This window comes from Luteibacter rhizovicinus (genome assembly GCF_004342265.1).
Taxonomy (GTDB): Bacteria; Pseudomonadota; Gammaproteobacteria; order Xanthomonadales; family Rhodanobacteraceae; genus Luteibacter; species Luteibacter rhizovicinus_B.
On record NZ_SMCS01000001.1, the window covers coordinates 825,630 to 852,192 of the forward strand.

Genomic DNA, 26,563 nt, shown 5'->3' on the forward strand with positions numbered 1-26,563 from the left:
GGAAGGGGCGGCGATGATACACATGATCATCGCCACGATGGCCAGTTCGACGCCACGTGAGGACGATATGCTCAGACGCGATTTCCTGAAGACTGCCATAGCGACCGCAGTGCTGACTGCGGTCCTTCCTGTTCAAGCCAAGGAGACTCTCGCCATGTCGAATGAGCATTTTGCCGACGTCAATGGCCAGCATCTCTTTTACAGTGTGCACGGCGCCGGCAAGCCGCTCATTCTTCTCCACGGTGGCATCAACCCAGACAGCTTCGGGAGCAATCTGGCCGAACTGGCCAAGGGCCGGCAGGTGATCGCCGTCCATCTCCAGGCACATGGGCGCACGCCAGACACTGACAGGCCACTGCGCAGTGAAACGATGGGCGAGGACGTTGCCGCCCTGATCAGCCATCTGAACCTTCGCAAGGCCGACGTCATGGGCTACTCGCTGGGCTCCGGTGTCGCGCTGCAGACCGCTATCCGCCATCCGGACGTGGTCGATCGGCTCGTGCTCGTGTCCGCGACGATGAGGCAGGACGGCTTTTATCCGGAGGGGGTGGCGGCTTTCAAACAGTTGGAGGTCAACGCTGCCACGTTCGGCCCCGGCGTCAAGGCATCGCCGTTAGGAAAGGCCTATCCCGATGTCGATTGGACCAACCTCTTCAGGAAGGTCGGTGACCTGACCAAACGGCCCTTCGACTGGAGCGCCGACGTCGCCAAGCTTCAGGCACGCACACTGCTGGTCTTTGCCGACGCTGACGCCATCCGGCCCGAACACATGATCGAGTTCTGGAAGGCGCTGGGAGGTGGCCAGCGCGATGCCGGGATCGATGGCGCCCTTCGGCCCGCAAACCAGCTGGCAATCGTGCCGAACACCACCCACTACACGCTCCCCGTTGCCCCAATGCTGCCGGAGATCGTCGTGCGCTTCCTCGGATCTGCATTAAAGGCAGTAGGTTAGGGGCCCGCGACACGCTCACGGAGCTATCAGCGCGCGGGAGAGTTGCGTGCGTCCTGTGTGTTTCGAACAATCGTACATGCCACCGGGGACACGTGTTCGGCAATGTCAGGTATCGGCCGAAATCCGACGCCCGGACAAGGCGATTAGTCGGTGTTATCGGGGGTAGGGTAGAGCGACCACTCTCGATCCATGATGAAGTTTTGCAAGTATTGTGCAGGTTTCCCAGTAGAGATTCGTGCTGCGTATGGAGCAACGTAAAGACGGCCTTCAAGTGTTCGACAAAGTGGGCGCAATTCTTTTGGAGGTCGGGCCGCATGAGGATGTGGCAGAAGGTGTGCATGCCTTCACCGGAGGCACTGGGTGCGATGTCGTCTACGACAGCGTCGGCAACATTCGAAGGCTCGCTGAATTCGCTTCGCCGATTTGGCCATCTGGTTTGTTACGGCTTTGCCTTCGGCCCCATTCCGCCCTTCGATCTACGGCCCCTCCTTGCCAAGGGCTCCCTGTCGGTTACCTGGGTTGGCCCTGACCGATTACCTCGCGCGACGCGAGGACGTTATCGCAGGTAGCCGGGATCTCTTCAGCCTCATTGCTGACGGCACGATCGTCGCGCCGTCGCCGTCGCCGTCGCCTTTGACGCTTCTTCTGGCGCAGGCCGCAAGCGCTCACCGCTTGCTCGCCAGCCGAACCGCCATGCGACCAATCGTACTGCTGTCAGATTAGCGGAACGCCTCTCAACGCCTCCTCCGTTTTGCGGATCAGCGCGCGCATACCAGTTGCTTCCTGTGAGTGGGTGGGGCCAGATGTCTGACGCGAGCGTTTCATACTGGATTTCACACCGAAAGCCAACGGCCGCGCCGGCTAGGCGGGATAATTCGTGATTATCCCGCATCAATCCCTATGCACCGTAGCTGCTTGACGATACTCACAATAGTACGTATATACGTGGTACATACTACGGTACGATATAGAGGGGCGGGCATGGCTCGCGGCAGAATTTATAAATCCGAGGTGCAGGCCGCGCGCGATAAGTTGGTGCGGGAGGGAACCAATGCTTCTTTGGACGCCATACGGATTGCCTTAGGCAACACGGGGTCTAAGACGACAATCCACCGTCTAATGAAGGAACTCGAGGCCGAAGAAGCGGGCGCCCCCGCGATAGCGGCCGAGGCGATCAGCGGCGCGCTTCAGGCGCTGGTTACCCAGCTTGCCGGCCAGTTGCGCCAAGAGGCAGAAGCAACTCTCTTAGCGGGACAGGCGCGCGCTGACGCTCAGGTCTCAGCCGCCGATGCCGAGGTCACCCGCATGACCAACCAAGCGCGCGCTGCGAGTGAGAAGATTCAGCGCCTGCAAACCACGTTGGACGACATTCGGCAGCGGCTCGCTACCGTAGAACAAGCCCTACGTGATCGCGACACAGTCATCGTCGGCCTGCGCGAACGCACTGCGGGCCTGGAACGCCAGTTAGTCGAACGCGAAGCGCATCTGGCCTCGACGGACGCCAAACATCAGCAAGCGCGCGACGCTCTGGATCACTTCCGGCTGGCCTCGAAGGAGCAGAGAGCGATCGAGGCGCGGCAACACGAACAGGCTGTGCAGGCCCTGCAGGTAGAGCTGCGGCGGGCCACCGAAAGTGTGGCTAACAAGAACGATGAGCTGCTGGCACTCAATCGCGACAATGCCCGCCTGACCGAGCAGGCCGGACAGCACGTCAAGGATCTCCGTGCGGTGCAGCGCGCGCTGCAGGCCGCCCAGGAGCAAGCGGCGGAAGCGGAAGGGCTGCGCCAGATCAATCAGTCGCTTGAGGAAAAGGTCGTGCAGGCAACGGCATCGATGGAAACCTTGCGGCATGAGCAGACGGCCGCATTGTCGCAGTGGAAGGCGGAACGGGACACCTTGTCGGAGGCGTTACGCGATGCCAAAGCGCAGGGCGACCGCTGGGGCACCATCGAATCGATGTTGTCCAGCCTGCGGCCGCCCGCTGACGTGAGCGTCGAACCCGCGCAATCGACCTGACGGGTCAGGTCACCACGGGGCCATCCGCCTCGCTATGATGCTTATAAGGAGACATGCGGTGACCACCACCTCGCGGATCGAATGGACCGAACAGACTTGGAACCCGACCATCGGCTGCACGAAGGTCTCTCCGGGCTGTAAGCACTGCTATGCCGAGACGCTGTCGCGACGGTTGCAAGCGATGGGTCTAGATGCCTATCGCCACGGTTTTCGGCTCAATCTGCTACCGGAGCGGCTCGAAGAGCCGCGGATGCGGAAGAAGCCAACGATTTACTTCGTCAATTCGATGAGCGATCTGTTCCACGAGCGGATCCCGGACCACTTCATCGATGCGGTCATGGCGGTAATCGCAGACACGCCGCGCCATCGATACCAGATCCTGACCAAGCGGCATATGCGTCTGTCGGCCTACTTTGCTGAACGTCCGGTGCCTTCGAACGTCTGGCTCGGTGTCTCAGTGGAAAACCGCCGTCACGGCGTGCCACGCATCGATGCGCTGCGCAACATTCCGGCAAAGATTCGATTCCTTTCATGCGAACCGCTGCTTGAGGACTTGGGCGATATGGATCTTTCCGGCATCCATTGGGCGATCGTCGGCGGCGAGTCCGGTCCTAAAGCGCGCCCCATGCAACCGGAGTGGGCGCGAGCCATCCGTCGACAATGCGAGGCGCAAGGGGTCACCTTCTTCTTCAAGCAATGGGGCGGCTGGGGTGCCGATGGCAAACGCCGCTCGAAGAAAGCCAATGGCCGTGAACTGGATGGGCGGCAATGGAATGGTATGCCGGACGCGGTCGCGGCCACCGCGTTCTAACGCACGATGCATGGGCCCGACCGACCCCGATTTTAAGGATGAAGCATGAAGCCACGTCTGTCCCGCGAAGCGCTCCAGCAATACGAGGAACGTGAGCATTCCTTGGTGAAGCACACCATATTAGAGTCGTATCTCGAACGCCTTCTGATGATCGTCGGGCAGTGGGCGCCGAAGATCGCCTACATCGATGGCTTCGCCGGACCATGGAAGTCGGCAGCGGCGGACTTGTCCGATACCTCGCCGGGCATTGCGATTCGGACCATGGCCGCCTGTCAGGCCAATTTGGCCTCGAAGCTGAAGAGGACGGTTCGGGTGCGCTCGGTGTTCTTGGAAACCGATGACGAGCGCGCCTCTTTGCTAGAACAACACATCCCTGGGGCGCCGGCGAATATCGTCCGCCCGGAGGTCTGGCGCAAGCCGTTCGAGTCAGCGATTCCGGATCTGCTGAAGTGGCTGGAGCCCGACGAGTTCGCGTTCGTCTTCGTCGATCCGTTTGGCTGGAAGGGGATCGTCGAGCCGTCGAGCCTCGCGCCGTTACTCCAGCGGAGCAAGACGGAGTTGTTGATAAACTTCATGTGGAATTTCATCAATCTCGCGACCGGTCATGACGACCAGAGCGCGAACCTGATCGCCATCTTCGGCGAAGGGTGGGAAGTCGCTGCAACGGGCGCCTCGGAAACTAAGCGTCGTGACCTGATGCATCGTTATCGACAGCGGCTCACCGACGCCTGTCGTGGGATCACCCGGACACGGCTACGCACAGCGATGCTCCCGGTGGAGTACGTTCACCAGGACAAGGTGGTGTTCTACTTGGTCTATACGACTCACAACCCTACCGGCTTGGTCACATTTCACGAAGAGGCGGAAGAGACGTCGCGGCAACAGAAGCGGCTGAAACTCCAGTATCGTCTCGACAAACTCCTGAAGAATCACGGCCAGGCCGACATCTTTACTGCCGACGGCCACGACGCTGAACGGCGCACGTCTCTGGAGGAGGTGAAGCGGCAGTGGCTTGCCTTCTTCCCCAATCCCGGCAGCGAACTGCAGGTGGATCCGACGGTGATGGCCGATTTGATCGAGCACAGCGACTTCCTACTCTCGGAGTACCAGATTGCATTGGCCGAGCTAATCGAGGAGGGGGTTATCGAAAACACCCAAGCGAAGCGTCCTCGGTCTAAGTTCGCTGTGAAATTTGCCAAGAAGGGTGAATTGCTTCGCCGCCTGCGCTGACTCACGTTTCATTGGCGCAGACTACAATTCTGTTATATGCCCACCTCGTCGCGTGCGGTGAGAGTATGGTTGGATCTAGACGGCATTTCTTTGGCCGAAGGCTCTGCTGCTCCGTCCCTCGCAGTACAAAATCGGAAGCCTATTCATGCCGGAGTTGTCCAAAGACGTTGTCGCGCTACTTCAATACCTTGCGCCGGGCTTCCTGGTGGCGTGGGTTTATTTCGGCGTGACTTCGCACGTCAAGCCGTCGCAGTTTGAGCGGGTCGTTCAGGCACTGATTTACACAGTGGTGATTCAGGCTCTGTTGGCTACGGAGCGCTCGGTGGCTCTGTGGCTTGGGAAGTTTAAAGCGCTGGGCGCCTGGGGCACCACGTCTGATCTGACTGCGTCTTTGGCAACGGCATTATTTCTGGGCTTGATCATTGCTACGATCACCAACCGCGACTGGCTGTATCGTCACTTGCGTAACTTGGGCTTCACCTCGCGTACCGGCCACCCTGGTGAATGGTTCGGCACTTTTTCTGACTTTCCGCGCTTCGTGGTCCTTCAGCTGAAGGACGGGACCAGGGTTTTTGGATGGCCTACGACTTGGCCCTCAGAAGCCGATAAAGGGCATTTCTTTATTACGTCGGCGACGCGCGCCGTTGACGACGAAGAACAAGATCTCAGTTATTTGGAGGGTCTGCTGATCAACGTCTCCGACGTGTCATACGTCGAATTTGCGAAACCACCGGAGGGCTCATCATGACCAGCAAGCCAACCAATTCGCCGCCCCGGGTGCCATCGCGGGGCGTTTCCCAGCGTCAGGCCAACACCAATCCCCCGCCTCAGTACTCGCGGCCGGCGACCCCACCACCACCGCCCAAGAAGACCAAGTAAGTGCCCGGGGCCACGATGCCCTGAGGCCTCAGTTCACCTGGAACGCCGGCCTTGAGGGGTAGCCAAAAGTCTGCGCGACCTCGGCCGATAGCTACTATGCGGGCGTCTCGGTTCATGAGAAAGTGGATGGACGACGTGCGTTGCTCGACAATAGCCGGTTAACCCGATCCAATCGGCCAAAGGGACTCCAGATGCTCGCCGCTCCGCTGCTTATTCAGCATTCGTTTTCGATCCATTTTCCTCGCGTTTCGACAATGCGGCGAAATGCAAACATGCTGGAAGATGCCCTGGCGCAGGGCTGTCCCAATGGATACGCAGCACCTCAGGTCCTGCCTATCCCTGAGGAACTGGGACCCGACGTTCCGCGAATAATTTTCAACTCGATTAATGGGTTCAGCAACATCGCGGTGACGCAGACCGCCATGGCACTTACCGTGTCGTATTCGGAAGATTGGCAGGGCGACCGTGCCAAATGCGTGTCATACCTGAAGCGGCGGGCCCATGTCCTGTTTGACATGGTCGGCAAACTGGAAGTGCTTCCCGGGTTCGTTGGCGTGGGAACTCGCTTAAGAGTGATGTCGGACGCAAACGATGCCGTCGAGGTTATGGCTGCCTTGCGCCGTTTGGTAGCGCCAGATCTCAATTTGGCGAATGCGAGCGAGATCATGGTTCGTTTTTCTAACAATATCAATAACATATACTTTGACAACGCAACCGTTTCGAACGCGGTGGTTTGGCCAGACGGAATATTTGCGTCAGGACGGTTCCCCATTAGTAGTCGGCTCGCGGTGGGTCTGGAAATTCTCGGCGACTTTAACAATCGGCTGGCTTACAATGAGGACGTGTCACATATCGCGACGCTGGACGCGGGTCTTGCCATGATCGATGCTGGTGCAGGCACCGTTTACGGTTTAGCTGGCAGGTTCGGGGGGGATCATGCCTAATTTTGTTGTCAATGACTGGATGCGAAACAGCGTCACTGCGGCTGCGTTCTTGTTTGCGCTTCCCTCGCCTGGTTTCAACACGTCTACGCTAGTTATGGCGCCTCCGGATTATTCAGATCTCGGCGTCCTGCTTTCCAAATATGACACGCACGAGAACGCGTCTGACACCATCCGTCTGCTTCCCGTTCTCAAGAAATCGGAATCGCAGGCAAAGCCCATGAGTGATCTTGGCAAGCGCTTGCTTGCGCTTCGCAACGCAGCCATCGCCGCGGGCATGGTTACGGAACCCGCCGAAAAGCTCATGGACGAATTTCGTGCGGCCCGAGAGGCATGACAAAAAAAATCTATATCGACTCGTGCGTACTGATCTTAGCGCTGAAGGCATCCGAAGATGCCATCGCCAGCCGCGCGATCGCTGAGATCTCGCAGGACGACGCAGAGTATTTCTTCAGCCCGGTTACCGTGCTCGAAGTGATGCCAGCTCCTATGCGAAATGGGAAACACGAGCAGGTCGAGTTTTACGACGCCTGGTTCGGAACCGCCAAGCAAATTTGGTACGACGACACTGTTCATCAGAACGCGGTTGAACAGGCAACGAAACACGCGATCCAACCTTTGGACGCAGTGCATGTTGCATCAGCCATTGTCGCCGGCGCCAGTGAATTAGTGACGGCTGAGAAAGCCACAAAGCCAATGTTCACCTCTACAGAGATGAAAGTGCGGTCGATCCGGTAGGCATGAGCTAGCGAACGGGCAATCGGGTGCGAAGCGCCCGGCACAGCGGGGCAGGTGTCCGACGCGAACTATAGTTGCGTGGTGCTGGCACCAGCGGTATTTTGGCTGAGCGCGAGGCGGACCTAGCGGCGCACGTCCTCCGAGACGTACGCGCGTGCCCAGAGCATCGTATGGGGTGCGCAACTTGCGATGCGAGTGGTCATTCCGTATCTAGAGCCAGCTGATTAATCACCTATGCCCGAGTGGGCGACAATGGTATGCGCCCGATCACCCGCTCCACCGATTCGATGAAGTTGCGCGCATCCAAAAAGTAGTTCGGGTAGGACTTCCTCAAGCCGTCCACAGATCCGCCGGTAATGAGCACGGGGTTGAGCGGCTCGCCGGATCGCACCCGTTCTTCGACCGCTTGATACTCCAGGTTTGCCTGCTGCTGCTCAGTCGCCGAGTAGGAGCGGATCGAGAGTCGACGTACCCCCATATCCAAGATCACCAAGTGATATGTGTTCCTGGATCTTCCGCTAGTGGAGATACGGTTGGCCGCGACGGTGAAACCCCGAAGCTTGGCCGCGACCTGAAGGCCAGCTTCGCTGGCCCTCAGGTCGGTAACTACATCGTCGTAACCGCGACTCAGGTGGGCATTTGGTGGCGCTGCACGTTCTTGCAGCGCGAACGCTGCACTTGCAAGGCAGAAGAAGCTAGCCCAATCCTCGGTGGCTCGCCCGGCTTTGATGGATTCACCCATGAACGCATCGACCGTTTCCACTGCTGTAGCCCATGCATGCTGCAAAGCCGTACGCAGTTGAAGCTCAACGTGGAGGCCTGCTAGGTCACTTGCCCGGTCAGACGCGTAGCGATATACCAGATGGATTCCGCGGTACCCGTCATCCTTTGGCGTGACAATGTAGTCCTTCTCGTTGACCAACTCGTGCCGAAGCCGGCTATTTATATAGCTGTCGTAAAGCTGATCTACCTTGACCTGACTGGCCAAGATAGCGCGTAGCCCAGCGATATCTTGCATTTGAGTTAGCCGCATCGAGGGGGAAGCGTTGCAGCTTGGCAATGACTGATGGCGCGCGCTTAAGTCGCTGACCTACGATTCCATTCCGATCGGCACCTTTGAGCTTTTCGCGAAGCGTCGCTTGAAAGGTGTTGAGAGGGTAGCCATGCAGCGCTCTCCAGTTTGTGAGGACAGCCGTCGACCAGGCTGTCTGTTCCGAACCTCTCGGGCCCGCTAAAATGCGGCCGGCTTTAACAACTTCTTCTTTCGAGTAAAGCGGCTTTACAGGCGCCATAATTATCTCCCGTTGGCGTCATTCTAGTTGCTCGGGAGCGTGAGCAGCGATTCGAGGAAAGACATGCGCCAGGCAAAGGCGACGGCGCGCGCTCAATCGCCTTAGATGCTGCGCGGCTCAAAATTGCGGCAACCCGAACCGGTACTGGGAAGACACTGTGATCCCACTAAAGTAAACTGCCGGCGACAGGCTGCGGGTGCAGGTCACGGAGTCATATCCGCGACTGGGGGGTTCGAGTCCCTCCCTGTCCGCCCATTTAGAAGGCTTGCCGAGTGACATACCGAGTTGAACTAGCGTGGAAGGTCTTCTCGAGACTCACGCCAAAAGCGCAGGACGAGACCTTATCTTCAGGCGCGCTTTTCAACGCGTTGGGCGGATCGACCTTCATGAGAAGTCTCGGCGGAAATATTCGATCTCGGTATCGTCCGCTTACGCTAGAACCAACGGTCAATTTTCATCGGGCATTAGCCAATGTGAGGGAGATGTCTGGAGCTGTCGGAAAGCGCTTTCCCATCACGATGCGGCTAGCTGGACTGCATGATCCGGTCGAAATCGCCTTTGCGATACGGCGCTACCAGAGCGTTGCTTGCGTTACGGTGAAGATGTCGACTGTAACAGTAACCTCAGATTTCGACTTTGCTTCGTTCCAAGACCTGAAGGCGCATAGCGATCTGTATGCGCTTGTCGAAGCAATTCTCGCAATAGTGTCGAACAACAGTGCTCGAAAGCTTAGGTTGTCAGAAACGCCTAAGATCTTCCCTTTACTGCATGTAACGGCGGTAGACGTTGATGAGCCAGACTGGACGCAGAAATCCGTTGCGTTGATTACGCGACACGACGCACCAAACCGAACCATCGTCGAGGCCGTGTTCAAAAAAAACGAACCTCACCAGATCGACAATACACTGCTATTGATCGATCGGCAGGGCGTATTAGGATACGTACCAACTTCGTGCAATCAAGGGCAGCTGAAGGGAAATCTGCAAAGATATCGCAGCGCTGCGGGCCTCTTAGAGTTCGCGCATGCAATTCGGAGTGATCTTGAAGGCGGATTTCGTGTTGACGAAGAAACATCATTAGCAATCGCGATGCCAGAGAAGGCGATTCCAAATAGCATTTCCTCGCAGAGAATGTGGGAGCTCACGGCGCAAGAATTTTCCTTAGTGGACGAGTTGCGACGGAAATCTAGTATGGAGAAGCCATCAGCTAGGAAGGTAGCTGTCATTGTCACGGTGACTGATGTCGAAACGCACGCCGTCTTGCGGAACTTTGAGGCAGCGAACCATCAGAAGGCGAAGCCAATCGTTAGAGGTGAATTCGTTTATCAATCGCTCGGCACGTTGGGCGACTTCGAAACATTTCTCACAATATGTGACATGGGTACCTCCGGGCTGCTCGGATCTCAAGAGAATGTACGTCGCAGCATCGACGCCCTGGGACCTAGCTATGTGCTGATGGTGGGCATCGCTTTCGGCATTAACGAGAATAAGCAGAATATTGGAGACGTGCTCGTTTCTAAGCAACTTATGCTCTACGATTTACAGCGCATCAACGACGATGATTCCGTAACCCTTCGCGGTGACCGCCCTTCGTGCTCCTCCCGTCTTCTCAATTGGGTAAAGAATGCCAAGCTCTCCTGGCATCATGAGTCCAAGATCATTGAGGGAGTAGTCCTCAGTGGTAACAAGCTTGTGGATAACCGATCAGCTCGAGACAAGTTGGTAGGCTTGGTGCCTGATGCTATCGGCGGGGAAATGGAAGGCGCGGGGTTGTACGTAGCCTGCCAACTCAGGAGCGTTGATTGGATATTAGTAAAAGGAATTTGTGATTGGGCAGACGGAAAAAAAGCAAAGAATAAAAAAGCCAGGCAGGAGAAGGCGGCAGAAACATCAAGCATCTTCGTAGTGCACCTTTTAAAGACCGCTTCAGATGGCCAATGACGCTCACGTACGTCGAAACCTAACCGGCAAGGTTGCACCAGGCCAAGTATTGGCTCCAGTCTGAGCGAACCGCTTTCACCATCGCCGCAGCGCTGCCGGCGGCGATGTCGCTCGACCAGGCAGAAAGGCGGGCAAGTACGTCGTCCACCGACGCCTTGAGCGCGGGTCGCGGGTCCTGGATTGCCGAGGCTACGGCTGGCATCGCGGCGAGGGCCTGCGCGTGATGCGCACGGGAGCGGGGAGGGCAGTGACCTTGGTTATTCGCAGATCCGGGGCTGCGCCCATCGTTGGTGCTGCTTTAAACGGGCTCCGCGTACTCGGCATCCAATACTTCACTCAGGTCGCCCAGGAGGAACGATGCACAGCAACATCAACGCAAAAACAGGCAGCTAACCCGGTTGTGTCTTGGTCTCTTTTTCGTGTCGATGATCTTGAGTGCAGGGCTTTCCTTTGCAGTCCCCACCGCCGGAAACCCGGGTGTTCTGCATGTGCGAGGACTAGTCGTTGACGACGCACAGGGACGAGCGCGAATTGTCATGGGGGCACCGTTCCCTGACGTGACGAACCGCATCAGCCACGATGCGGGTTCCATTGCCATGCTGTTTCTCGACGAGGAAGGTCATGACCGCCTCACCGTTGGCCAATCCTTCACGCCTCAGATGAATGGGAAGGTGCCTGCGAACTTCCACCGAATCGGCAAATCGGTCGGGGTTATCATCCACAACGCGGCGGGGGACGAGCGAGGCGGCATATCATGGCTGAGTAACGGCCGGGGCGCCATTTCATTTGACTATCCGGACCGCGATGCCATAGGCATGTATGTCGATGAAAAAAGCCGGTCGGCAACCTTTATTCTCGAATACGCTGATGCTGCCATTGGCGACGTGAGCATGTTCGAAATGACGGCCAAGGGACGTGGTGGGCACTTCACCTTGTACGACCCGGCGGGAAAACCGAAGACGAGATGGGAAGTGGCCGAAGGCGCGGTTTCGAATCGAAGCCCAAATCCCTGAGGCACGGTCCGGTTTGCCATCGCGCTGCTCGCAAGCCACCAGAGGCCTTATCTCTAGCTAGACCCAGGGAGCGTAAGTGCGGATACCTGGAAATAGGTGGCATGGTTTGGCGGGATGACACGGTTTAACGGCAAGGTGGCATGGTTAAGCGGGAAGCGACATTATCTACGTGTGCACCCGAGACGACGGCGAGGACGGCCCTCGGTCGGACCATCCTTTAGTTCGCATAATGTATAGATGTTCAGTTATTGTAAAATTGGCGTGGCTACCCGAAATTGACTCCGCTTTAGCCGTATGGACGTCCATACCAATTGTTAGCGCAATGACGGCAGCCGTTTGAGCAAGCCGAAGCCAGACCTTTTTCAGTCGCGGAGACTGCTCAAATTCAAGGTGTAATCGGCCAATCCACTGTGCTGCGTCTTCGCCGCACTGCTCGCACATGATCGCAATGGACTCGTCGTCGGGTTTCGCGTAGCCAGTTCGCCAATTGCTAATCGTTGTGCCTTTTGCCTTTCCAAGAACCTTCGCCGCCGCGTCGAGGGTGGGGAAGGATCGTGATTTTATCCATTTGTCAACAAGTATTTTTGCGGTCGACATATCCAACTCCGGTTGACTCCAACTGTAATTGGAAATATACATGCCTCGGAATCCAACGCCAGTTGGAGATTCAGGGGGCCCATCCAATGCTTATCCAGACCGCGTACGTCGCCGCATTTGCCCTCCCGGGCATCGCACTCATGGTGGTCCGATCTGAGCGATACGTCGCTCATCGTCGCGCGCTCAAGCGGGCAGGGTGGCTGTGATGGTCTGGCTTATCGAGGACGAGGGCAGGGCGTGTGAGTTCGCTATGCGCCGCGAGCGTGCAGCGCTGGAACGTCAGGATTTCGTTTGGGCTGCTCGATGGGCCGCGTTCGCTGAGCGTGAGTCAGTGTTCGCGTTTGCGCTTGTGCAGGCGTCCGCATGACCGTCGCCGTGCTCTTCGCCCGTCAGGATTCGGTCTACAAGACCATCAGCGGTACGGATGTCTATGACGTCGACCGCGACGCTCGTTCGTTCGGAGGCGGCTTTCCAGTCGTCGCGCATCCCCCCTGTCGTGCATGGGGCCGCCTCCGCGCGTTCGCCAAACCGCGTGACGATGAGAAGGCTCTCGCGTTGTTCGCGGTGGAGATGGTTCGCACCTGGGGCGGGGTGCTTGAACACCCGGCGCATTCGTCGCTGTGGAAAGCAGCAGGGCTTCCTCACCCAGGGTGTATTGACGAGTTCGGTGGGCATACGTTGCCGATCGATCAGTTCTGGTTCGGTCATCGCGCCGCCAAGGCGACCTGGTTGTACGTGTGCGGTGTGTCGCCGCGGCGCGTTCCCGCGTTCCCGATGGTGTTCGGCGAGCCGACGCATGTCATCGCCCGTGCGCCGCGCCCTGACGGTACGCGGCGTCGCGCTGGCGACCCTGATTGGCGGCCGGAGGTGTCGAAGGCCGAGCGTGAGCACACGCCTGCGGCGTTGGCGAGCTGGCTTGTCGACCTGGCGCGCTCGTGCGCGCTTCGCGACGTGGCGGTGGCGGCATGAGCCGGCGCGAAGCGGCGGTGATCCCGTCGGCTAACAGGGGATCAAAGTTCCTGAACAGATTCAAGACCTCCCCGGCGAAGCGCGCTTCCGTCGCGGCAAATGTCGACTTCCTTCGATTCACCGCGCCGCACGCGCTCGTTCTCGGTGACAGCGCCGACGTCGACCTGGTCGCCTATAGGGCGCTGGACTTCATTCGTACGCTCGCGCCGCAGTCCGGGCTGTGTGTCGAAGAGGGGGTCAAGGCCGGCCGGCGTGGGTATGCGCATCACGTGCAGATTCTGACGCCGGACGGATCGGCCTGCGGTGACGTGTGCTGGGGTGGTGAGAATCAGAAAGAGACCGTCTCCATCGAACTCACGGGCGCAGCATGCGCCCGCATTGAAGCGGTCTTTGACCACGACGTGGCGTGGTCACAAGTCCGCGCGCTGTTGGAGACGGTGGAAGCAAAAATTACCCGTGTCGACGTGTGTCACGACGACTACAAGGGCGAGCGCGGGCTCGACCTGGCGCAGCAGCTGTATGACGCCGGTGAGTTTGTGCAGGGTGGCCGGCCACCCGCTGCGAACCGTCAGGGTTGGAACGATGGCAGCGGCATGACCTTGTACATCGGCAAACCGACGGGGCGTAGCCAGTTGGTCGTGTATGAGAAGGGCAGGGAACAGGGCTATCGCGACGGTGAAGAGTTCGCCGAGTGGGTGCGCTGGGAAGGCCGTTTCTACCACCGCAAGGGACATGTGATTCCGCTCGATCTGTTGAGCGCGCCGGCTGAGTACCTGGTTGGCAAATACCCCGCGATGTCGTGGGTCAGCGCCGTCATGTGCCGCATTCAGACGGCGGTCGTTCGCACGAAAGCGAACCTGCAATCGGCGATGCGTCACTGTCAGCGTCAGTACGGCGGACTGCTGAATTTTCTTACGGGCATCGCTGACGATGCCGCAGACCTGGGCGACATGGTCGCCTCGTTTCTCACGCGACCGACTGTGCCGGCGTGGGTGACGGAAAACCCGTTCGGCACGGCAGTTGCGCGCGATGCGCATCCACTTCGTATCTGTATCTAACGCCCTAGGAGGCGATCATGTCCGACAACACGAACTACAAAATCATTCGCGCGTTCAACGAGACCCGTCTGTTCGACGACAAGAAGGATGCGAGCAAAAAGCACGGCTTTCAGACGTGCGCGATTGTGAAGGGTGAGGGCCGCATGCAGGAATACGAAGAGTATTTCAACCCGTCGAAGCAATCGCATTTCCTGCCGCCCGGTGACTACGAGGTGGTGATGGAAGGTGTTTACCTGGACCGCGATAACCGTCGTCAGGTGAAGCTCTCGTATGTCGCGTTGAAGACGGCCGCCAAGGCTGCTTAAGGAATTGCTGCTATGGCTATCTGCGTAACTGTGAATCCAGACGGCACGCTCGCGACGACAGGTCAGGCGGTCTCTGAGTGCGCGGGTTACGTGATGGTCAGCGGCAGCGAATACGGCGTCTATCAGGTTGTGCAGGACATGTTGTCTGTACCGACGCCTGAGCAGGCGGCAGGGTGGTTTTCGGGCCCTTTCATTCTCGTATGCACGTTGTACGTGGCTGCAAAACATGTGGGCACCATCCTGTCGATGTTCGACCGCTGATCGTTTCGATAACTCAACTCTCAAGGGAAAAATCATGTCCAAGAATCTGAAAGAACTCGCTGCACGCAATGCTCATCGTCTCGGCAAGGCTGCGCTGATCGCCGGTGCGGTGGTTTCGGGTACGGCCATGGCTGCTGGCGGCACCGACTACAGTTCGATTGGCGCTGGTGTCGATTCGTCGACGGTGGTCGCGGGTCTGCTCGCGATGGGCGCGATCCTGATCGGTCCGGGGTTTGCGAAGTGGGCCACCAAGAAGGTCGCCGGTTTCTTCGGTTGATCGACCTGGGCGATGCAGGGGAGGGGGCTTCGGCCCCCTCGTTTTAAGGGGAGGGCGTCATGCTGATGTGTCTTTTTTTCGGTGCGTTGGGACTGGTATCCGCGTTTGCGGTCGTCTCGGGATTGAAGTCGTGAGAGCGCTGTGGTTTGCGCTGACGGTGTTTGTCCTGGGCATTTGCGTGACGACGGTGGCGCTTGCTGATGGTACGTCGTGTCCCGGATATGCGGGTGCGATGGCGCGGTGTCAGGCGGCAATTCCGCAGTCGGATAGTCAGTATTGGCAGGTTTCTAAGCAATGCTCGTTCGCTGGTGACTGGCCGGACAACCCGACCGGCATGTATCAGGTGACGTATGAGATGACGGGCAAGGACGTGAACGCGGGCAGGACGTCGGTTTCGCGTTTTGAGTTTCAGAAGTGCGTCGAGCCCGAATGCAAAGCCGGTGTATTTGTAGCGGGAGCATCTCCGGCGGATCAGTCGGGCTTAGGTTGCAGTGGATCGTGTGCGACCAGATTCAATATTCAGATAGGCGCGTCTGCGTTGTGGGGAATGGAAACCACAGGTGACGTTTGTCCTGCTGGTGCAGCTCAAGATAAGACCGGTGCGGCTGCAACGCCTCCTACGAATCCGGGCTATACGCCTGATGATGCGGGCGATCCGGGTAAGGGTGGCACGTACTGCGCTAATGAGCCTCCGGTCTGCACTCACGGTCCTGCACCGAATACGGGTGGCGGCACGGGTACGGGTACGGGCACCGGTGGTACGGGTGGCGATGGCGGCACGGGTACGGGCACTGGTGGAACGGGCGGCGATGGCGGCACAGGAACGGGCACCGGTGGTACGGGTGGTACCGGAGGAACGGGCGGTACAGGCGGCACAGGTGGCACAGGCGGCACGGGTGGGACGGGTGGGACGGGCGGTACCGGTGGCACGGGAGGTACGGGAACGGGCGGCACGGGCACAGGTACGGGCGGTGGCACCGGTACGGGCACGGGCGGCACAGGGACGGGCTCGGGTGACAGTGGTGACGGTAAGGATAAATGCACGGCGGGCGACGCGTGTACGGCGGGTGATGCAGCCGGTGTACCGGGGACGATGTACACGGGCTCGGGACAGACCATCGGTGGCGTCTACGGCGATTTCAAAACGAGGGTTTCGAATTCGCCACTGGTGAGTGCCTCGACAGGATTTTTCGTGGTGTCGACGGGCGGTGCATGTCCCGTGTGGTCGGTGCCTGCGACGAAGTACACGCCGGTGTTGGTGTTCGACCAGTTGTGCGGTGGAGCCCTTGCGAGAGCGTTGGCTTTGGCGGGATGGATTGTTCTTGCAGCGGGAGCATGGTGTGCGTTTCGTATCGCTATGTACTAACGCGGTCGCCGCGTTGATTTTCGGGCTCGTGCTGACCGTGTTTGTTCCATCGGTGGCGCGAGCGGATGTTCCGGCCAATGGTCCGGGCTATACGTGTGCGATGGAGCCGGACGGCGTTATCAAGTGCACGGACGGTAGCCTCGGCGGTACGGGTCAGACGTGTGTGGTGGACAAGGACACCGGCAAGCAGGTCTGTACGAACACGGGTGGCGGTACCGGTGGCGGTACGGGCGGTACGGGCGGGACCGGTGGTGGATCGAGCGGAGGTGGTACGTCGACGGGCACGGGTTTCGTATCGAAAATTACGGGCTGGTTTTCCGGGGCCATGTCGTCGTTCTTCAGCGGCATCGTTGCGCTGCTAAAGGACATGTTGGTGTTGTTCTTCGGTGCGGTGCTGGCACTGTTTGCAGTGATCGTCGAAGCCATTCCAGTGCCGGACTTCATTAAGACCTACAGCATGGGTGCGTTGCTAAGCGCGGCGGGGCCAGACGTAGGCTATTTCCTCAACGTGTTGCGTATCGGCCAATCGCTTTCGATCATCGGTGCCGCGTACGCGTTTCGCTTGCTACGCAAGCTGCTGACTCTTTTCCAGTGGTGACCTCATGCTAGTTTTCAACGAAGGCGTGCCGCGCTCGGGCAAGAGCTACGACACGGTGAAGAACCATATTTTGCCTGCGCTGAAGAAGGGTCGAACGGTCTACGCGCGACTCAACGGTTTGAATCACGAAAAGATCGCTGCGCATCTGGAAATGGATGTGGAGCGCGTTCGCGAGTTGTTGATTCACGTGCCGACGAAGAAGGTCGTTGAGACGTTTCTTGCGGTGCCGCCTCCCGATGGTGACGCGGTGGATGAAGACGGCGATTCGATTGCCTGGACAATCCCGGCGCATTTGCAGAACGCGTTGTTTGTTATCGATGAGATTCACGAGTTCTACGTGACGGGGCGTCAGCCGTTGCCGGAGCCGGTCGAACAGTTCTTCGCGTTGCATGGCCAGAACGGCATGGATGGCGTCATCATGACGCAGGCATATAAGCGCCTTCATGCGGTGATTCGTTCGCGTATCGAACGCAAGAATCAGTTTCAAAAGCTGAGTGCGATCGGTCTGAATAGTCGCTATCGCGCGCGCTATTTCGTGACCATTGCCCCGGATAAATACGAACGTGTGGGTGGTGACACGTTCAAGTACGACAAGAAGATTTTCCCGCTGTACGCGGGCTATGCGAAGGGTGCGACGAACACGGAGGTGTATGGCGGTGGTGGGAAGACGCCGTGGTCGAAGGTGTTGCCGGTAGGTGCGCTGGTGGTGGTTGCGTTGTTCTTCGCGGTACCGTTTTTGTGGCGGTTTTTCCACGGTGAAGTGGGCTTGACGAAGGCGCCGCCGAAGCCTGCGTATGTGAGTGGTCCGGTATCGTCGTCCTCGGTGTCAGCGAATCCGTCTGGCGAGAAAGCGGCGCCGGTTAAGAGTGCTGTATTGCCGACGAACGATCACGGCAAGTACGATACGACCGGCATGCCGCCTGAGGTGGCTTTCATTTTTGATATCAGTCAGCAGGCGCGGCCGCGATTGGCGGGCACGGTGGAGATGGGCGGTAACACCATGGGTGTTGTCGAGTGGCGCGAGAGTCAGGGGCATGTGTTAGAGCGCATGGGCTTCGATGAGATTCGCGCTCTTGGGCTCACGGTTTCGATGACCGCGTACGGGGTGAAGTTGGCGTGGCAGAAACAAGTTATCGTGGTGACGCGTTGGCCGGTCGATATGCCGGGCACCGTGGCCGATGATCCTCGTTCGTCACCGGCAGCGCCGGTGTCGGCTACGCCGAGCGTAAGCGAGCCGTCGCCGACATTGGCGCGCACATCTCGTCCGCCGGAGCAATGGGCTGGTGGCGGCGTAGGGCAGCCATACGCTCCACCTGAGTTAACGACTGTGTCGGCTATACGGTAATTTTTGAACGGAACAGGGGGATTTCATGGATACGATGAGGCTAATCGCTGTTGTGGTGCTGGGTGTCGCTGTGGCGTTCAATCTGTTTCGTGCGCTTCTTCGTATGACGCGTCGGGCGGAAATGTCGCCGGTCTGGGCTGTGGGTCTGTTGCTTTGCTGCGTGTCCATCTGCCTGTCCATCTACGGCGTATTTCGATACTTTGCGCAGTCCGGGGTGTAGGGGTGGAACCCCTACGGATACGCTCTCCGACCTCGCCAACGAAGAAGCCCCGATCATCACTGGCCGGGGCTTTCTTTTGACCTCTATCCATTCCCCGGCAAACCCGCTCTTAGCTCTCTGGCAATGGCAAGAATGGTGTGTGGTGCGAGGCCGCCACTTGCGAAGGTTTGCCCTGGGGGAATCAGGCGTTGCTGTCGGAACCGCCAACCGCGCCATTTGGGTAGTGCGAGATCTAGCTGACCGGAAACGTGGTTGAGGTGGTGTGCTAGCAGGGTGTGTAGCGAGAAGATCTGTCCGTGCGGACCTGTCAATATATCGCCGTCAAGCTGCCATCCATTGTGCATGTGAGGCTCCTAGTGGTGAAAGCCTTGACTGACGCAACAAGCGTGCCAAACCACGTAGCCAATTGCGCATAATGTATATTATGTAAAATCATAGATCGCGAGGCCGAGCGTTCTTGATCGCCATCGTCTGGCCAAAGGCCGAGGATGACGGCCGCGCCTCACCTCTTTGCGGTATGCGCGAATCCATGGCGCGCTTACACTGCGACAAAATCAGCCGTCTAGAACAGACGCCGCGATGCCCGCATCTGACCGGCTGCGCTGCGTATGCTCACGGCACAGTTGTTCGACAAGCGCACGATGGTTCGGCAGATCGTCGAGTGCACGAGCGGCCGCTTGCCGGATCATCGTGAATTCCTGGCGCGCCGCTTCCATGTGCGGATAGGCGCTGCGCATGGGCTCGAGGTCGGTCCGGAACTCCATCCCGTACAGCACGTACTGCCAGCTGGCGGTCATGAACATTTCCAGGTCGCTAACGAAATCCAACCTGTGCGGCGGACGTTGCTTCCACTTCGCGAGCTTTTCCTGCAGGGTTTGCGGGATGCTGGCGACGTCGCAGTTGTCGATCCAGAACGGCGAGTCACGCCGCTGGCTCAGACAATAGTGCATCTTGATGAAGTCGATGATGCGGTCGTAGCGTGCAACTATCATCTCATTGAAATGACGCGCAGCACTTGCCATGTCGTCGGTGTCGCTGGGCAACAGGTGCGTGAGCAGATAGGTCGCCAACTCGATCAGCGCGATGCCGGTGGATTCCAGCGGCTCGACGAAGCCGCCGGCAAGACCCACCGCTATGCAGTTCTTGCGCCAGTGCTCGGGGCGGTATCCCGTCTCGAACTTGATGTGCATGGCCTTCAGGCCCTCCCCTGCACCGCCCAAGTATCGCCGGAAGACTTCCTCGGCACGATCGTCGGTGGTGTGCCGCGACGAATACACGTAGCCGGTGCCACGCCGCTTCTGCAAACCGATGTCCCAGATCCAGCCGGCCTCCTGGGCGGTGGAGATGGTGTACGAGGGAATCGGTGCATCGGGCGTTTCGTACGGCACCTGCATGGCCACGGCGCGATCGGCGAACAGAACATCCGCACGGCTGCGGAACGGGGACTGCATCACGTTGCCGATCAGCATGCTGCGCAGTCCGGTGCAGTCCACGTATAGATCGGCGGTGAGCTCACCCTCCTCCTTCGTCACCACGCGTGCGATGGCACCGTGCTCGTCCAGCTCCGTGCGCTCCACTGTCGCCACATGCCGAACCACGCCAAGCGCCTGCTGGCCGTGCTCGGCGAGCACGCGTGCGAAGCAGGCGGCATCGAAGTGGAAGGCGTGATTCATCGGCCCCTGATAGTCCGCATCCCTTGCGCGCCTGGGCGCACGCGAGTGATCGACCAGCGTGCTCTGCATCGACACGGCGTCGGCGAACGCCATGCCCTCTGGCGCGGCACCGAGCAGCCAGTACGGCAACAACTCGGGGCCACCCGGACGCTGGCTGGGTGCGTTGAATGGATGAAAGAAGTGATCCGCTCCGGGTGTTCCCGGGGGCCGCACCCAATGGCGATAGTGGATGCCCTGCTTGTACGTCGCGGTGGCACCGACCAGGAAGCGGCGTTCGTCCAGGCCGATGGCAGCCAGCGTGCCGCGAATGGAGGGAAACGTGGCTTCGCCAACGCCTAGCAGGCCGATGTCCGGCGATTCCACCAGATGCACCTGCACGCTCCGAGGATCGACCGCGTTGACCGCTTTGGCCAGATAGCACGCCGCCAGCCAACCGGCGGTGCCGCCGCCTACGATCAATACTTTCCTCAGACGCGCCATGGTGTGTACCCGCCGGTGCTGCACGATGAAAAGAAAGAATTGCCGGGCCGCCCCACGCGGACCCGGCAAAAACGCCATTCCCGGGAGGGATAGGCGACGCTCTTGAGAGCGTCGCCGGTAGAACGGCAAACGTCAGGCGACACGTGCGTCATGTGGCCGCCATGTATTACCTCAGAACCACACACCGACCTGGACGCCATAGGTACGCGGCGCGAGGTACTGCGACACGTACTGCAGCGAGCCATCGGACATCTGGAAACGGCCGGCGCTGGTGCGGGTCTTCTCATCGGACACGTTCTGCACATAGGCGTTGACCCACCACTTGTCACCCGGCTCGCTGTAGCGCAGCGACAGGTCGCCACGCACGTACGCTTTCTGCTTGTCGCCCGAACCCAGGTTGAAGTAGCTCAGCCATTGCGAGCTCTGGTACTGCGCACTGGCGCGAGGCGTGAGGCGCCCGCCGTTGCCAAGGTGGAACGTGTGCTCGTAGATGCCGGTGAGCGACACATCCGGCGCGTGCGGAAGATCGTTGCCGGTGACGTTCATGCAGTTGGCGAGGTTGGACTGCGGCGGGCATGCCGGCAGGCCCTGGTAGTCGTTGGAACCGGCGTAGATCAGGGTTCCGAGCTTCTTCTTCGGAATGGCCGAGAAGATCAGGTTGAAGCGATCGTCCTTCTGCTGATACGCCAGCTCCGACTCGAATCCAAGCACCTTGGTGCTGCCGCCCACGTTGGAGAAACCCAGGCCGTGGTTGCCATCCGGATAGACGATGGGCGCGGAAAGCTGGAAGTTCTTGAAGTCTTCGTAATAGATGGCCGTGTTCCACGTCATGTGGCCATCGAAGAAGGCGAACTTGCTGCCGACTTCATAGTTGGTCAGGCTCTCGGGCTTGTACAGCGTGCCCGCATCTTGCGTACCACCTGACTTATAGCCGGTGGACACGCTGGCGTAGAGCATGCCGTTCTCGCTGATGTCGGTATCCAGGCGTATCAGCCAGGTCGGCTTGCTTTTGCTGTACTTGGCGGTGTTCCGCTGCGAAATGGCGAAGCCGTTCGACGGATCCGGATACACGTCCGGAGAGATCGGTACCTGCGGCACGGTCGGATCGTACGCCCAACCCCAGTTGATGCCGCCCTTGTTTTCCTTGTCGTCATGCGACCAGCGCAAGCCGCCGGTGAGGCGCCAGTGGTCGCTGAGATGCCAGGTGGCCTGACCGAACAACGCGTACGACTCCACCGTTTCCTTCGGCTGGATGAAGGAACCCTGCCAGCTCACGGTGCCGTAGCGCGTACCGTTCATGATGGGGATGTCGAACCGGATGTCGTTGTTCTCGTAGCCATAGTACGCACCGAGGATCCAATCCACCGTCTGCGGCCCGGTCGACTTCAGGTTGATCTCCTGGCTCCAGTTCTTGTAGTTGGAGTCGTTGGTGCGATCGTCCTGGTAGACGCCATTGGTGGTGAAGCTGGTGGGCACGCTGACACCGACATCCTGGTCGAAGTCGCTCTTGCCGGAGTAACTGTTGTAGCCGGCGATGTAGCTGAGCTGCATGCTGTCGTTGATGTTCCAGTCCATGCGGCTGCGTACCGTGTTGGACGTACGGTGGAGGTACGGCGCGGTGTCGATCAGCGCGGACCAGAAATCCTGCCCCTGGCGCGGTGTCTGCATCAGGCTCATGCTGGGCGTGCCGCGATCGACGAAGTACTCATACGACAGGTTCCACTTGAACGAGTCGCTGGGTTGCCACAGCGCGCTGACGCGTGCCGCGGACTGATCCTGCGCGTTGTACTTGTCGCCGCGCTGCACGTACTGGCCGGGGTCGATCGGCTTGAAGTTGGCCAGCGTGCCGCCGGAAGCGGACGACGCAAGATACGCCTGCTGCTGCTGCGCGACGGTGGGCAGTTGGCTCGACGGATTCTGGTAGTCGACGTAGCCATCGTGCTGCTCGTGCACCACGGCGACGCGCATGGCAAAGGTATTGCTGATGGGCAGGTTGAACGCGGCGCGCGAGCCGATCTGGTTGTAGTTGCCCGCCTCAATCTGCGCATTGCCGTAAAAGCCCGCGCCGATGTCCGGCTTGGCCGTCTGGAAGCTGATGGCTCCGGCTGTGGAGTTGCGGCCCCAAAGGGTGCCCTGGGGGCCGCGCAGCACTTCGACGCCATCCATATCCAGCAACAGACCCGACGCGGCCTCGGCGCGTGGTGCGTACACGCCGTCGACGAAGGTGGCGACTTCGGGATCGGCATATTCGGTCTTGGCGCTGTCGTTGCCGATGCCGCGCAGGGTAAGCGTCACGACGCCATGATCGCCCTGCGATGTACCCTGCAGGCCTGGTACCAGTTTGGTCAGGTCCTGCACGGTCATGACGCGCTCTCTGTCGAGCGTGTCAACGGTGATCGCCGTGACCGCCACCGGCGTTTTCTGAAGCGGCGTATCGCGCTTGGTCGCGGTAACCGAGACGGCATCCAGATTCTGGACTTTCTTGTCGGCAGCCTCTGGATTCCTGGATGACGGGTTCTGCACTGTTGCGTCCTGATCCGCCGCATACAGCGTGGCCGGAGCAAACGCGAGTGACATGGCGACATACAACAACTTGTGACGCAGATTCATCTGGCTCTCCCCTCTCAATCGTTCGGATCAGTGTTGTTCGCCGCAAGCGACGACCATTACAAAGACTTTCCAACTCCCCTGGGCGCGCCATCAACCCCGAATGACAGCGCTGTCATTGCTGGATAATAGAACTCCCTTGCGATGAATGCTTGCCGCACGGCAGCAAGTCATCAAGGCACTCACAGACTCATGTTGTATAGCCCCGAAACGCTTGGCGAACCTGTCAGCGATTCGATATTGGTGCGGCGCAAAGAGACCTCTAGCCGCGCGATCTATGAAGACGGTCCCCCATCGCCACTGTGAACATCGTTTCGACCTTCACGGCTTGTCCCCGTGAGTCGGGCACGCCAACGTTCGGTCCGCTACCGTGCTCAGCGACACGTCAGTGATAGCAATCTGTCCGCCGGAATGACTGGACCATTCGAAGGGCCGATCGATCCTGCTCATGTTCGCGCCGGCGTCGCGGAAACATTTCAACGGGATGCCCACACTCAACCATTGCCCTTTAGGCAAGGCGGAAAGCTGTCGACCGACCGGCACCCAACCACTGCAGCCGGCACCGCAGCCGACCCCGATCGTCGACGTGTCCCCTGGTGACACGGCATCGACCCTCAATGTGGTCACCAGCAGAACGTCGCCATTGGTTTCGCGTTCCACATCGAGTGGCGCGTGTGCCACCAGTTCAACACTTGCAGCGCCGGCACCGGACCAGGTCAGGCTTCGCGCGTCCTCCTGCGCTTTGTAGTCGAGCGCACCGATGTGCAGGCTGCCGTCAGGCGTGGCGGCCGGCGTGGCGGCAACATTCATGGCCACGCCGTTCGCACCGGTCAGGCGCACCACGAAATCCTGTGCCGGTTTGCCTCGGGTGAAGTAGACGCCGGCCTGTGCGCTGCTTAGCACGAGCCCCGGATCCTCAGACAACGTACCGGTGTTCCCACTATCGGCATAGGTCAGACCGAAGTCGTAGGGGAACTGCGGATGCTCGCCTTGCGCGGCGGCGGCGACGGGTACCTGTAGCGCACTACGTGGCCACGCGTATGCCAGCTTGCCGTGGAAGTCGTGCGCTATACGACCGTCACGGGTACGCAGCATGACGTCGGCAATGCCCTCCCCTTCGCTGCCCGGGAGCCACGCCACCACAAAAGCGTCGGCGGCGTTGATCTCGCGATTCATCCACAGCGGCCGTCCGGTCAGGAACACTGCCGCCACGGGTACGCCCTGCCCTCGTAGCCTGCGAAGTAGATCAAGGTCGTGATCGTTGCCCGGACGGTATGCCAGGTTCGGCAGGTCTCCCTGGAATTCGGCGTAAGGGTTCTCGCCGAATACCACAATGGCGACATCGGGCTTCTGCTTGTAGTCGCCATCCACCGACAGTTCGGCGCTCCCACCAGCCGCCTCCACCTGTGCCCGGAGACCATCCCAAATGGAGGTAGCTCCTGGGAAATTCGCATTGGTTAGCCCCGTCCCCTGCCAGGTAAGGGTCCAACCACCGTTCTGCTTGGAGATGTTGTCGGCGCCATTACCGGCAACCAGGATCCGCTTGCGCGGATCGATCGGCAGCACCCCTTGGTTGTTCTTCAGTAGCACCAGTGACTCGCGTACTGCCCGACGCGCCACTGCGCGATGCGAAGGACTACCGATCACCTCTGCCGACCTGACTGCCAGCGAATTGGCCGATGGCAGCCCAGCCTCGAACATGCCAAGACGCATCTTCACCCGCAGGATGCGAGTCACGGCATCATCGACGCGGCTCATCGGGATCACTCCGGCCTTCACCTCAGCCAGAGTGTTCTTGTACAGCCCTTGCCAGGAATCCGGCGCCTCCAGCATGTCCAGCCCGGCGTTGTATGCCGCGGCACAATCCTCGTTGGTGCAGCCGGGCACTTGCCCGTGCGCGTTCCAGTCGCCCAACACGATCCCATCGAAGCCCATGCGTTGCTTCAGCACGTCGGTGATCAAGGACTTGTTGCCGGCCATCTTGACCCCGTTCCAGCTGGAGAACGAGATCATCACCACCTGCACACCGGCCTTGATCGCAGGCGGATAGCCGGCTGCGTGTATGTCGCGCAACATCGCCTCGCTGATCTTGGCATCGCCTTGATCCCTGCCATCGTGGGTGCCGCCATCGCCGAGGAAGTGCTTGGCGGTAGCGATAACATGCCCGGCGTCCAGGAATTGGGGAGTGCCCGGCTTGCCTTCCAGACCGCCGATCACCGCGGCAGCGTATTGCGCTACCAGCGCCGGATTCTGCGAATAACCTTCGTAGGAGCGGCCCCAGCGCACATCCTGCGGCACGGTGAGCGTGGGCGCGAACGTCCAGCTGATACCGCTGGCGCGCAATTCTTGCGCGGTGACCTCGCCGATTTCGTGGATCAATTGCGGATCGCGGGTGGCGCCCAGTGCGGAGTTCTGCGGGAAAAGCGTGCTGCCGACCAGGTTGTTGTGGCCATGTACGGCGTCGATACCAAACAGCACCGGAATGGCCAGTCCTCCGCGCGATGTATCCATCGACGCGAGGTAAAACGCATCGGACAGCGTCTGCCACTGCGAGGCGTCAGGGTACGGCTGTCCGGTCGGTTTGGAGTTGCCACCGGCCAGAACCGAGCCCAGGCGGTACTTGCGCACATCGTCCGGCGTCACGTACTTGATGTCGGCCTGGATCATCTGGCCGACTTTGTCAGCGACCGACATCTTCATTAGTAGAGCCCGGACCCGGGATTCGATCGCGGGATCCGGAGGTAGCGGCGAGTCGCCTCTTGGCCACCGTTCGGGGTGCACGATGGTTGCATCGCCAGCCATGGCTGGAGCGCTCACTAGCAAGGCGCCCGCACAAGACAGCGCCACGGACATGCTTCGCGAAAACAGGCTCAACGGCTGCAGCAACGGCACACAGAGCTCCAGGCTGACGCACCGGCGGTACGCTTCCGGACCGGATGGTGGCAGGAATGACAGCGCTGTCAATTTGCTTTGCAGCATGACCCTCGCCCGTTGA

The 26,563-nt window shown here is 59.5% G+C and carries 22 protein-coding genes; 18 read left to right on the plus strand and 4 right to left on the minus strand.

What is annotated here, in order from left to right; all coding sequences use genetic code 11:
- The first annotated feature begins 22 nt into the window (after positions 1-22).
- From EC912_RS03695 to EC912_RS03730, 8 genes are all read left to right on the plus strand, one after another.
- Positions 23-952 carry an alpha/beta fold hydrolase gene (locus EC912_RS03695; protein ID WP_243649123.1) on the plus strand — a complete coding sequence of 310 codons (930 nt, stop codon included), beginning with the start codon at positions 23-25 and terminating at the stop codon, positions 950-952.
- A 981-nt stretch (positions 953-1,933) separates the two neighbouring features.
- Complete coding sequence (locus EC912_RS03700) at positions 1,934-2,968, plus strand: DNA-binding protein (RefSeq protein WP_165973494.1); 1,035 nt, start codon at positions 1,934-1,936, stop codon at positions 2,966-2,968.
- Between the two features lie 58 nt (positions 2,969-3,026).
- Entirely contained in the window at positions 3,027-3,779 is a 753-nt protein-coding gene (locus EC912_RS03705) for a DUF5131 family protein (RefSeq protein WP_132141760.1), read from the plus strand.
- A 45-nt stretch (positions 3,780-3,824) separates the two neighbouring features.
- Positions 3,825-5,009 (plus strand): three-Cys-motif partner protein TcmP, encoded by a 1,185-nt coding sequence (gene tcmP, locus EC912_RS03710; protein WP_132141761.1) that lies wholly within the window; start codon positions 3,825-3,827, stop codon positions 5,007-5,009.
- A gap of 145 nt (positions 5,010-5,154) precedes the next feature.
- A complete protein-coding gene (locus EC912_RS03715) occupies positions 5,155-5,757 on the plus strand; it encodes a DUF6338 family protein (protein WP_132141762.1) in 603 nt (200 codons plus the stop codon).
- Positions 5,758-6,079: 322 nt separating this feature from the next.
- Positions 6,080-6,832 (plus strand): hypothetical protein, encoded by a 753-nt coding sequence (locus EC912_RS03720; protein WP_132141763.1) that lies wholly within the window; start codon positions 6,080-6,082, stop codon positions 6,830-6,832.
- Positions 6,825-7,166 carry a hypothetical protein gene (locus tag EC912_RS03725; RefSeq protein WP_132141764.1) on the plus strand — a complete coding sequence of 114 codons (342 nt, stop codon included), beginning with the start codon at positions 6,825-6,827 and terminating at the stop codon, positions 7,164-7,166. The genes EC912_RS03720 and EC912_RS03725 overlap by 8 nt, the downstream gene beginning before the upstream one ends.
- Positions 7,163-7,567 (plus strand): type II toxin-antitoxin system VapC family toxin, encoded by a 405-nt coding sequence (locus EC912_RS03730; protein ID WP_132141765.1) that lies wholly within the window; start codon positions 7,163-7,165, stop codon positions 7,565-7,567. The genes EC912_RS03725 and EC912_RS03730 overlap by 4 nt, the downstream gene beginning before the upstream one ends.
- 232 nt (positions 7,568-7,799) lie before the next feature.
- Here EC912_RS03730 and EC912_RS03735 read toward each other — a convergent pair whose 3' ends face one another.
- Positions 7,800-8,585 (minus strand): RelA/SpoT domain-containing protein, encoded by a 786-nt coding sequence (locus EC912_RS03735; protein ID WP_165973495.1) that lies wholly within the window; start codon positions 8,583-8,585, stop codon positions 7,800-7,802.
- A 660-nt stretch (positions 8,586-9,245) separates the two neighbouring features.
- Here EC912_RS03735 and EC912_RS03740 point away from each other — a divergent pair.
- The 10 genes from EC912_RS03740 (at position 9,246) to EC912_RS03785 (ending at position 18,588) form a co-directional block, all read left to right on the plus strand.
- Positions 9,246-10,799 carry a hypothetical protein gene (locus EC912_RS03740; protein WP_132141767.1) on the plus strand — a complete coding sequence of 518 codons (1,554 nt, stop codon included), beginning with the start codon at positions 9,246-9,248 and terminating at the stop codon, positions 10,797-10,799.
- A 557-nt stretch (positions 10,800-11,356) separates the two neighbouring features.
- Positions 11,357-11,812, plus strand: a complete 456-nt coding sequence (locus tag EC912_RS03745) for a hypothetical protein (RefSeq protein WP_132141768.1) — start codon at positions 11,357-11,359, stop codon at positions 11,810-11,812.
- A 960-nt stretch (positions 11,813-12,772) separates the two neighbouring features.
- Positions 12,773-13,378, plus strand: a complete 606-nt coding sequence (locus EC912_RS03750; RefSeq protein WP_243649124.1) for a hypothetical protein — start codon at positions 12,773-12,775, stop codon at positions 13,376-13,378.
- The gene (locus tag EC912_RS03755; protein WP_132141769.1) at positions 13,375-14,436 is read left to right on the plus strand and encodes a replication initiation factor domain-containing protein; all 1,062 of its coding nucleotides are present in this window, start codon (positions 13,375-13,377) and stop codon (positions 14,434-14,436) included. Before EC912_RS03750 ends, EC912_RS03755 begins: the two co-directional genes overlap by 4 nt.
- A gap of 17 nt (positions 14,437-14,453) precedes the next feature.
- Positions 14,454-14,741, plus strand: a complete 288-nt coding sequence (locus EC912_RS03760) for a hypothetical protein (RefSeq protein ID WP_132141770.1) — start codon at positions 14,454-14,456, stop codon at positions 14,739-14,741.
- Positions 14,742-14,753: 12 nt separating this feature from the next.
- On the plus strand, positions 14,754-15,002 hold the full coding sequence (locus tag EC912_RS03765; RefSeq protein WP_132141771.1) for a hypothetical protein: 249 nt from the start codon (positions 14,754-14,756) through the stop codon (positions 15,000-15,002).
- 34 nt (positions 15,003-15,036) lie between these two features.
- Complete coding sequence (locus EC912_RS03770; protein WP_132141772.1) at positions 15,037-15,279, plus strand: hypothetical protein; 243 nt, start codon at positions 15,037-15,039, stop codon at positions 15,277-15,279.
- Between the two features lie 547 nt (positions 15,280-15,826).
- Positions 15,827-16,645: a hypothetical protein gene (locus EC912_RS19335; protein ID WP_165973450.1), complete on the plus strand. Its 819-nt coding sequence runs from the start codon at positions 15,827-15,829 to the stop codon at positions 16,643-16,645.
- Entirely contained in the window at positions 16,620-17,243 is a 624-nt protein-coding gene (locus EC912_RS03780) for a DUF2523 family protein (protein WP_132141773.1), read from the plus strand. Before EC912_RS19335 ends, EC912_RS03780 begins: the two co-directional genes overlap by 26 nt.
- Before the next feature lie 4 nt (positions 17,244-17,247).
- Positions 17,248-18,588 (plus strand): zonular occludens toxin domain-containing protein, encoded by a 1,341-nt coding sequence (locus tag EC912_RS03785; protein ID WP_132141774.1) that lies wholly within the window; start codon positions 17,248-17,250, stop codon positions 18,586-18,588.
- Between the two features lie 774 nt (positions 18,589-19,362).
- Here EC912_RS03785 and EC912_RS03790 read toward each other — a convergent pair.
- The 3 genes from EC912_RS03790 to EC912_RS03800 form a co-directional block, all read right to left on the minus strand.
- Positions 19,363-20,961 (minus strand): tryptophan halogenase family protein, encoded by a 1,599-nt coding sequence (locus tag EC912_RS03790; protein WP_132141775.1) that lies wholly within the window; start codon positions 20,959-20,961, stop codon positions 19,363-19,365.
- Positions 20,962-21,132: 171 nt separating this feature from the next.
- Positions 21,133-23,571 carry a TonB-dependent receptor gene (locus EC912_RS03795; protein ID WP_132141776.1) on the minus strand — a complete coding sequence of 813 codons (2,439 nt, stop codon included), beginning with the start codon at positions 23,569-23,571 and terminating at the stop codon, positions 21,133-21,135.
- Positions 23,572-23,889: 318 nt separating this feature from the next.
- Positions 23,890-26,547, minus strand: a complete 2,658-nt coding sequence (locus EC912_RS03800) for a glycoside hydrolase family 3 protein (RefSeq protein WP_343136911.1) — start codon at positions 26,545-26,547, stop codon at positions 23,890-23,892.
- Positions 26,548-26,563 lie beyond the last annotated feature (16 nt).

Bases quoted from the DNA above. Each gene is read 5' to 3' on its own strand.
- EC912_RS03695 (WP_243649123.1), top strand. From the start codon at position 23: ATGATCATCGCCACGATGGCCAGTTCGACGCCACGTGAGGACGATATG.
- EC912_RS03725 (WP_132141764.1), top strand. From the start codon at position 6,825: ATGCCTAATTTTGTTGTCAATGACTGGATGCGAAACAGCGTCACTGCG.
- EC912_RS03715 (WP_132141762.1), top strand. From the start codon at position 5,155: ATGCCGGAGTTGTCCAAAGACGTTGTCGCGCTACTTCAATACCTTGCG.
- EC912_RS03735 (WP_165973495.1), bottom strand. From the start codon at position 8,585: ATGCAAGATATCGCTGGGCTACGCGCTATCTTGGCCAGTCAGGTCAAG.
- EC912_RS19335 (WP_165973450.1), top strand. From the start codon at position 15,827: ATGGAAACCACAGGTGACGTTTGTCCTGCTGGTGCAGCTCAAGATAAG.
- tcmP (WP_132141761.1), top strand. From the start codon at position 3,825: ATGAAGCCACGTCTGTCCCGCGAAGCGCTCCAGCAATACGAGGAACGT.
- EC912_RS03760 (WP_132141770.1), top strand. From the start codon at position 14,454: ATGTCCGACAACACGAACTACAAAATCATTCGCGCGTTCAACGAGACC.
- EC912_RS03700 (WP_165973494.1), top strand. From the start codon at position 1,934: ATGGCTCGCGGCAGAATTTATAAATCCGAGGTGCAGGCCGCGCGCGAT.
- EC912_RS03795 (WP_132141776.1), bottom strand. From the start codon at position 23,571: ATGAATCTGCGTCACAAGTTGTTGTATGTCGCCATGTCACTCGCGTTT.
- EC912_RS03720 (WP_132141763.1), top strand. From the start codon at position 6,080: ATGCTCGCCGCTCCGCTGCTTATTCAGCATTCGTTTTCGATCCATTTT.
- EC912_RS03765 (WP_132141771.1), top strand. From the start codon at position 14,754: ATGGCTATCTGCGTAACTGTGAATCCAGACGGCACGCTCGCGACGACA.
- EC912_RS03740 (WP_132141767.1), top strand. From the start codon at position 9,246: ATGAGAAGTCTCGGCGGAAATATTCGATCTCGGTATCGTCCGCTTACG.
- EC912_RS03770 (WP_132141772.1), top strand. From the start codon at position 15,037: ATGTCCAAGAATCTGAAAGAACTCGCTGCACGCAATGCTCATCGTCTC.
- EC912_RS03800 (WP_343136911.1), bottom strand. From the start codon at position 26,547: ATGCTGCAAAGCAAATTGACAGCGCTGTCATTCCTGCCACCATCCGGT.
- EC912_RS03755 (WP_132141769.1), top strand. From the start codon at position 13,375: ATGAGCCGGCGCGAAGCGGCGGTGATCCCGTCGGCTAACAGGGGATCA.
- EC912_RS03750 (WP_243649124.1), top strand. From the start codon at position 12,773: ATGACCGTCGCCGTGCTCTTCGCCCGTCAGGATTCGGTCTACAAGACC.
- EC912_RS03730 (WP_132141765.1), top strand. From the start codon at position 7,163: ATGACAAAAAAAATCTATATCGACTCGTGCGTACTGATCTTAGCGCTG.
- EC912_RS03790 (WP_132141775.1), bottom strand. From the start codon at position 20,961: ATGGCGCGTCTGAGGAAAGTATTGATCGTAGGCGGCGGCACCGCCGGT.
- EC912_RS03785 (WP_132141774.1), top strand. From the start codon at position 17,248: ATGCTAGTTTTCAACGAAGGCGTGCCGCGCTCGGGCAAGAGCTACGAC.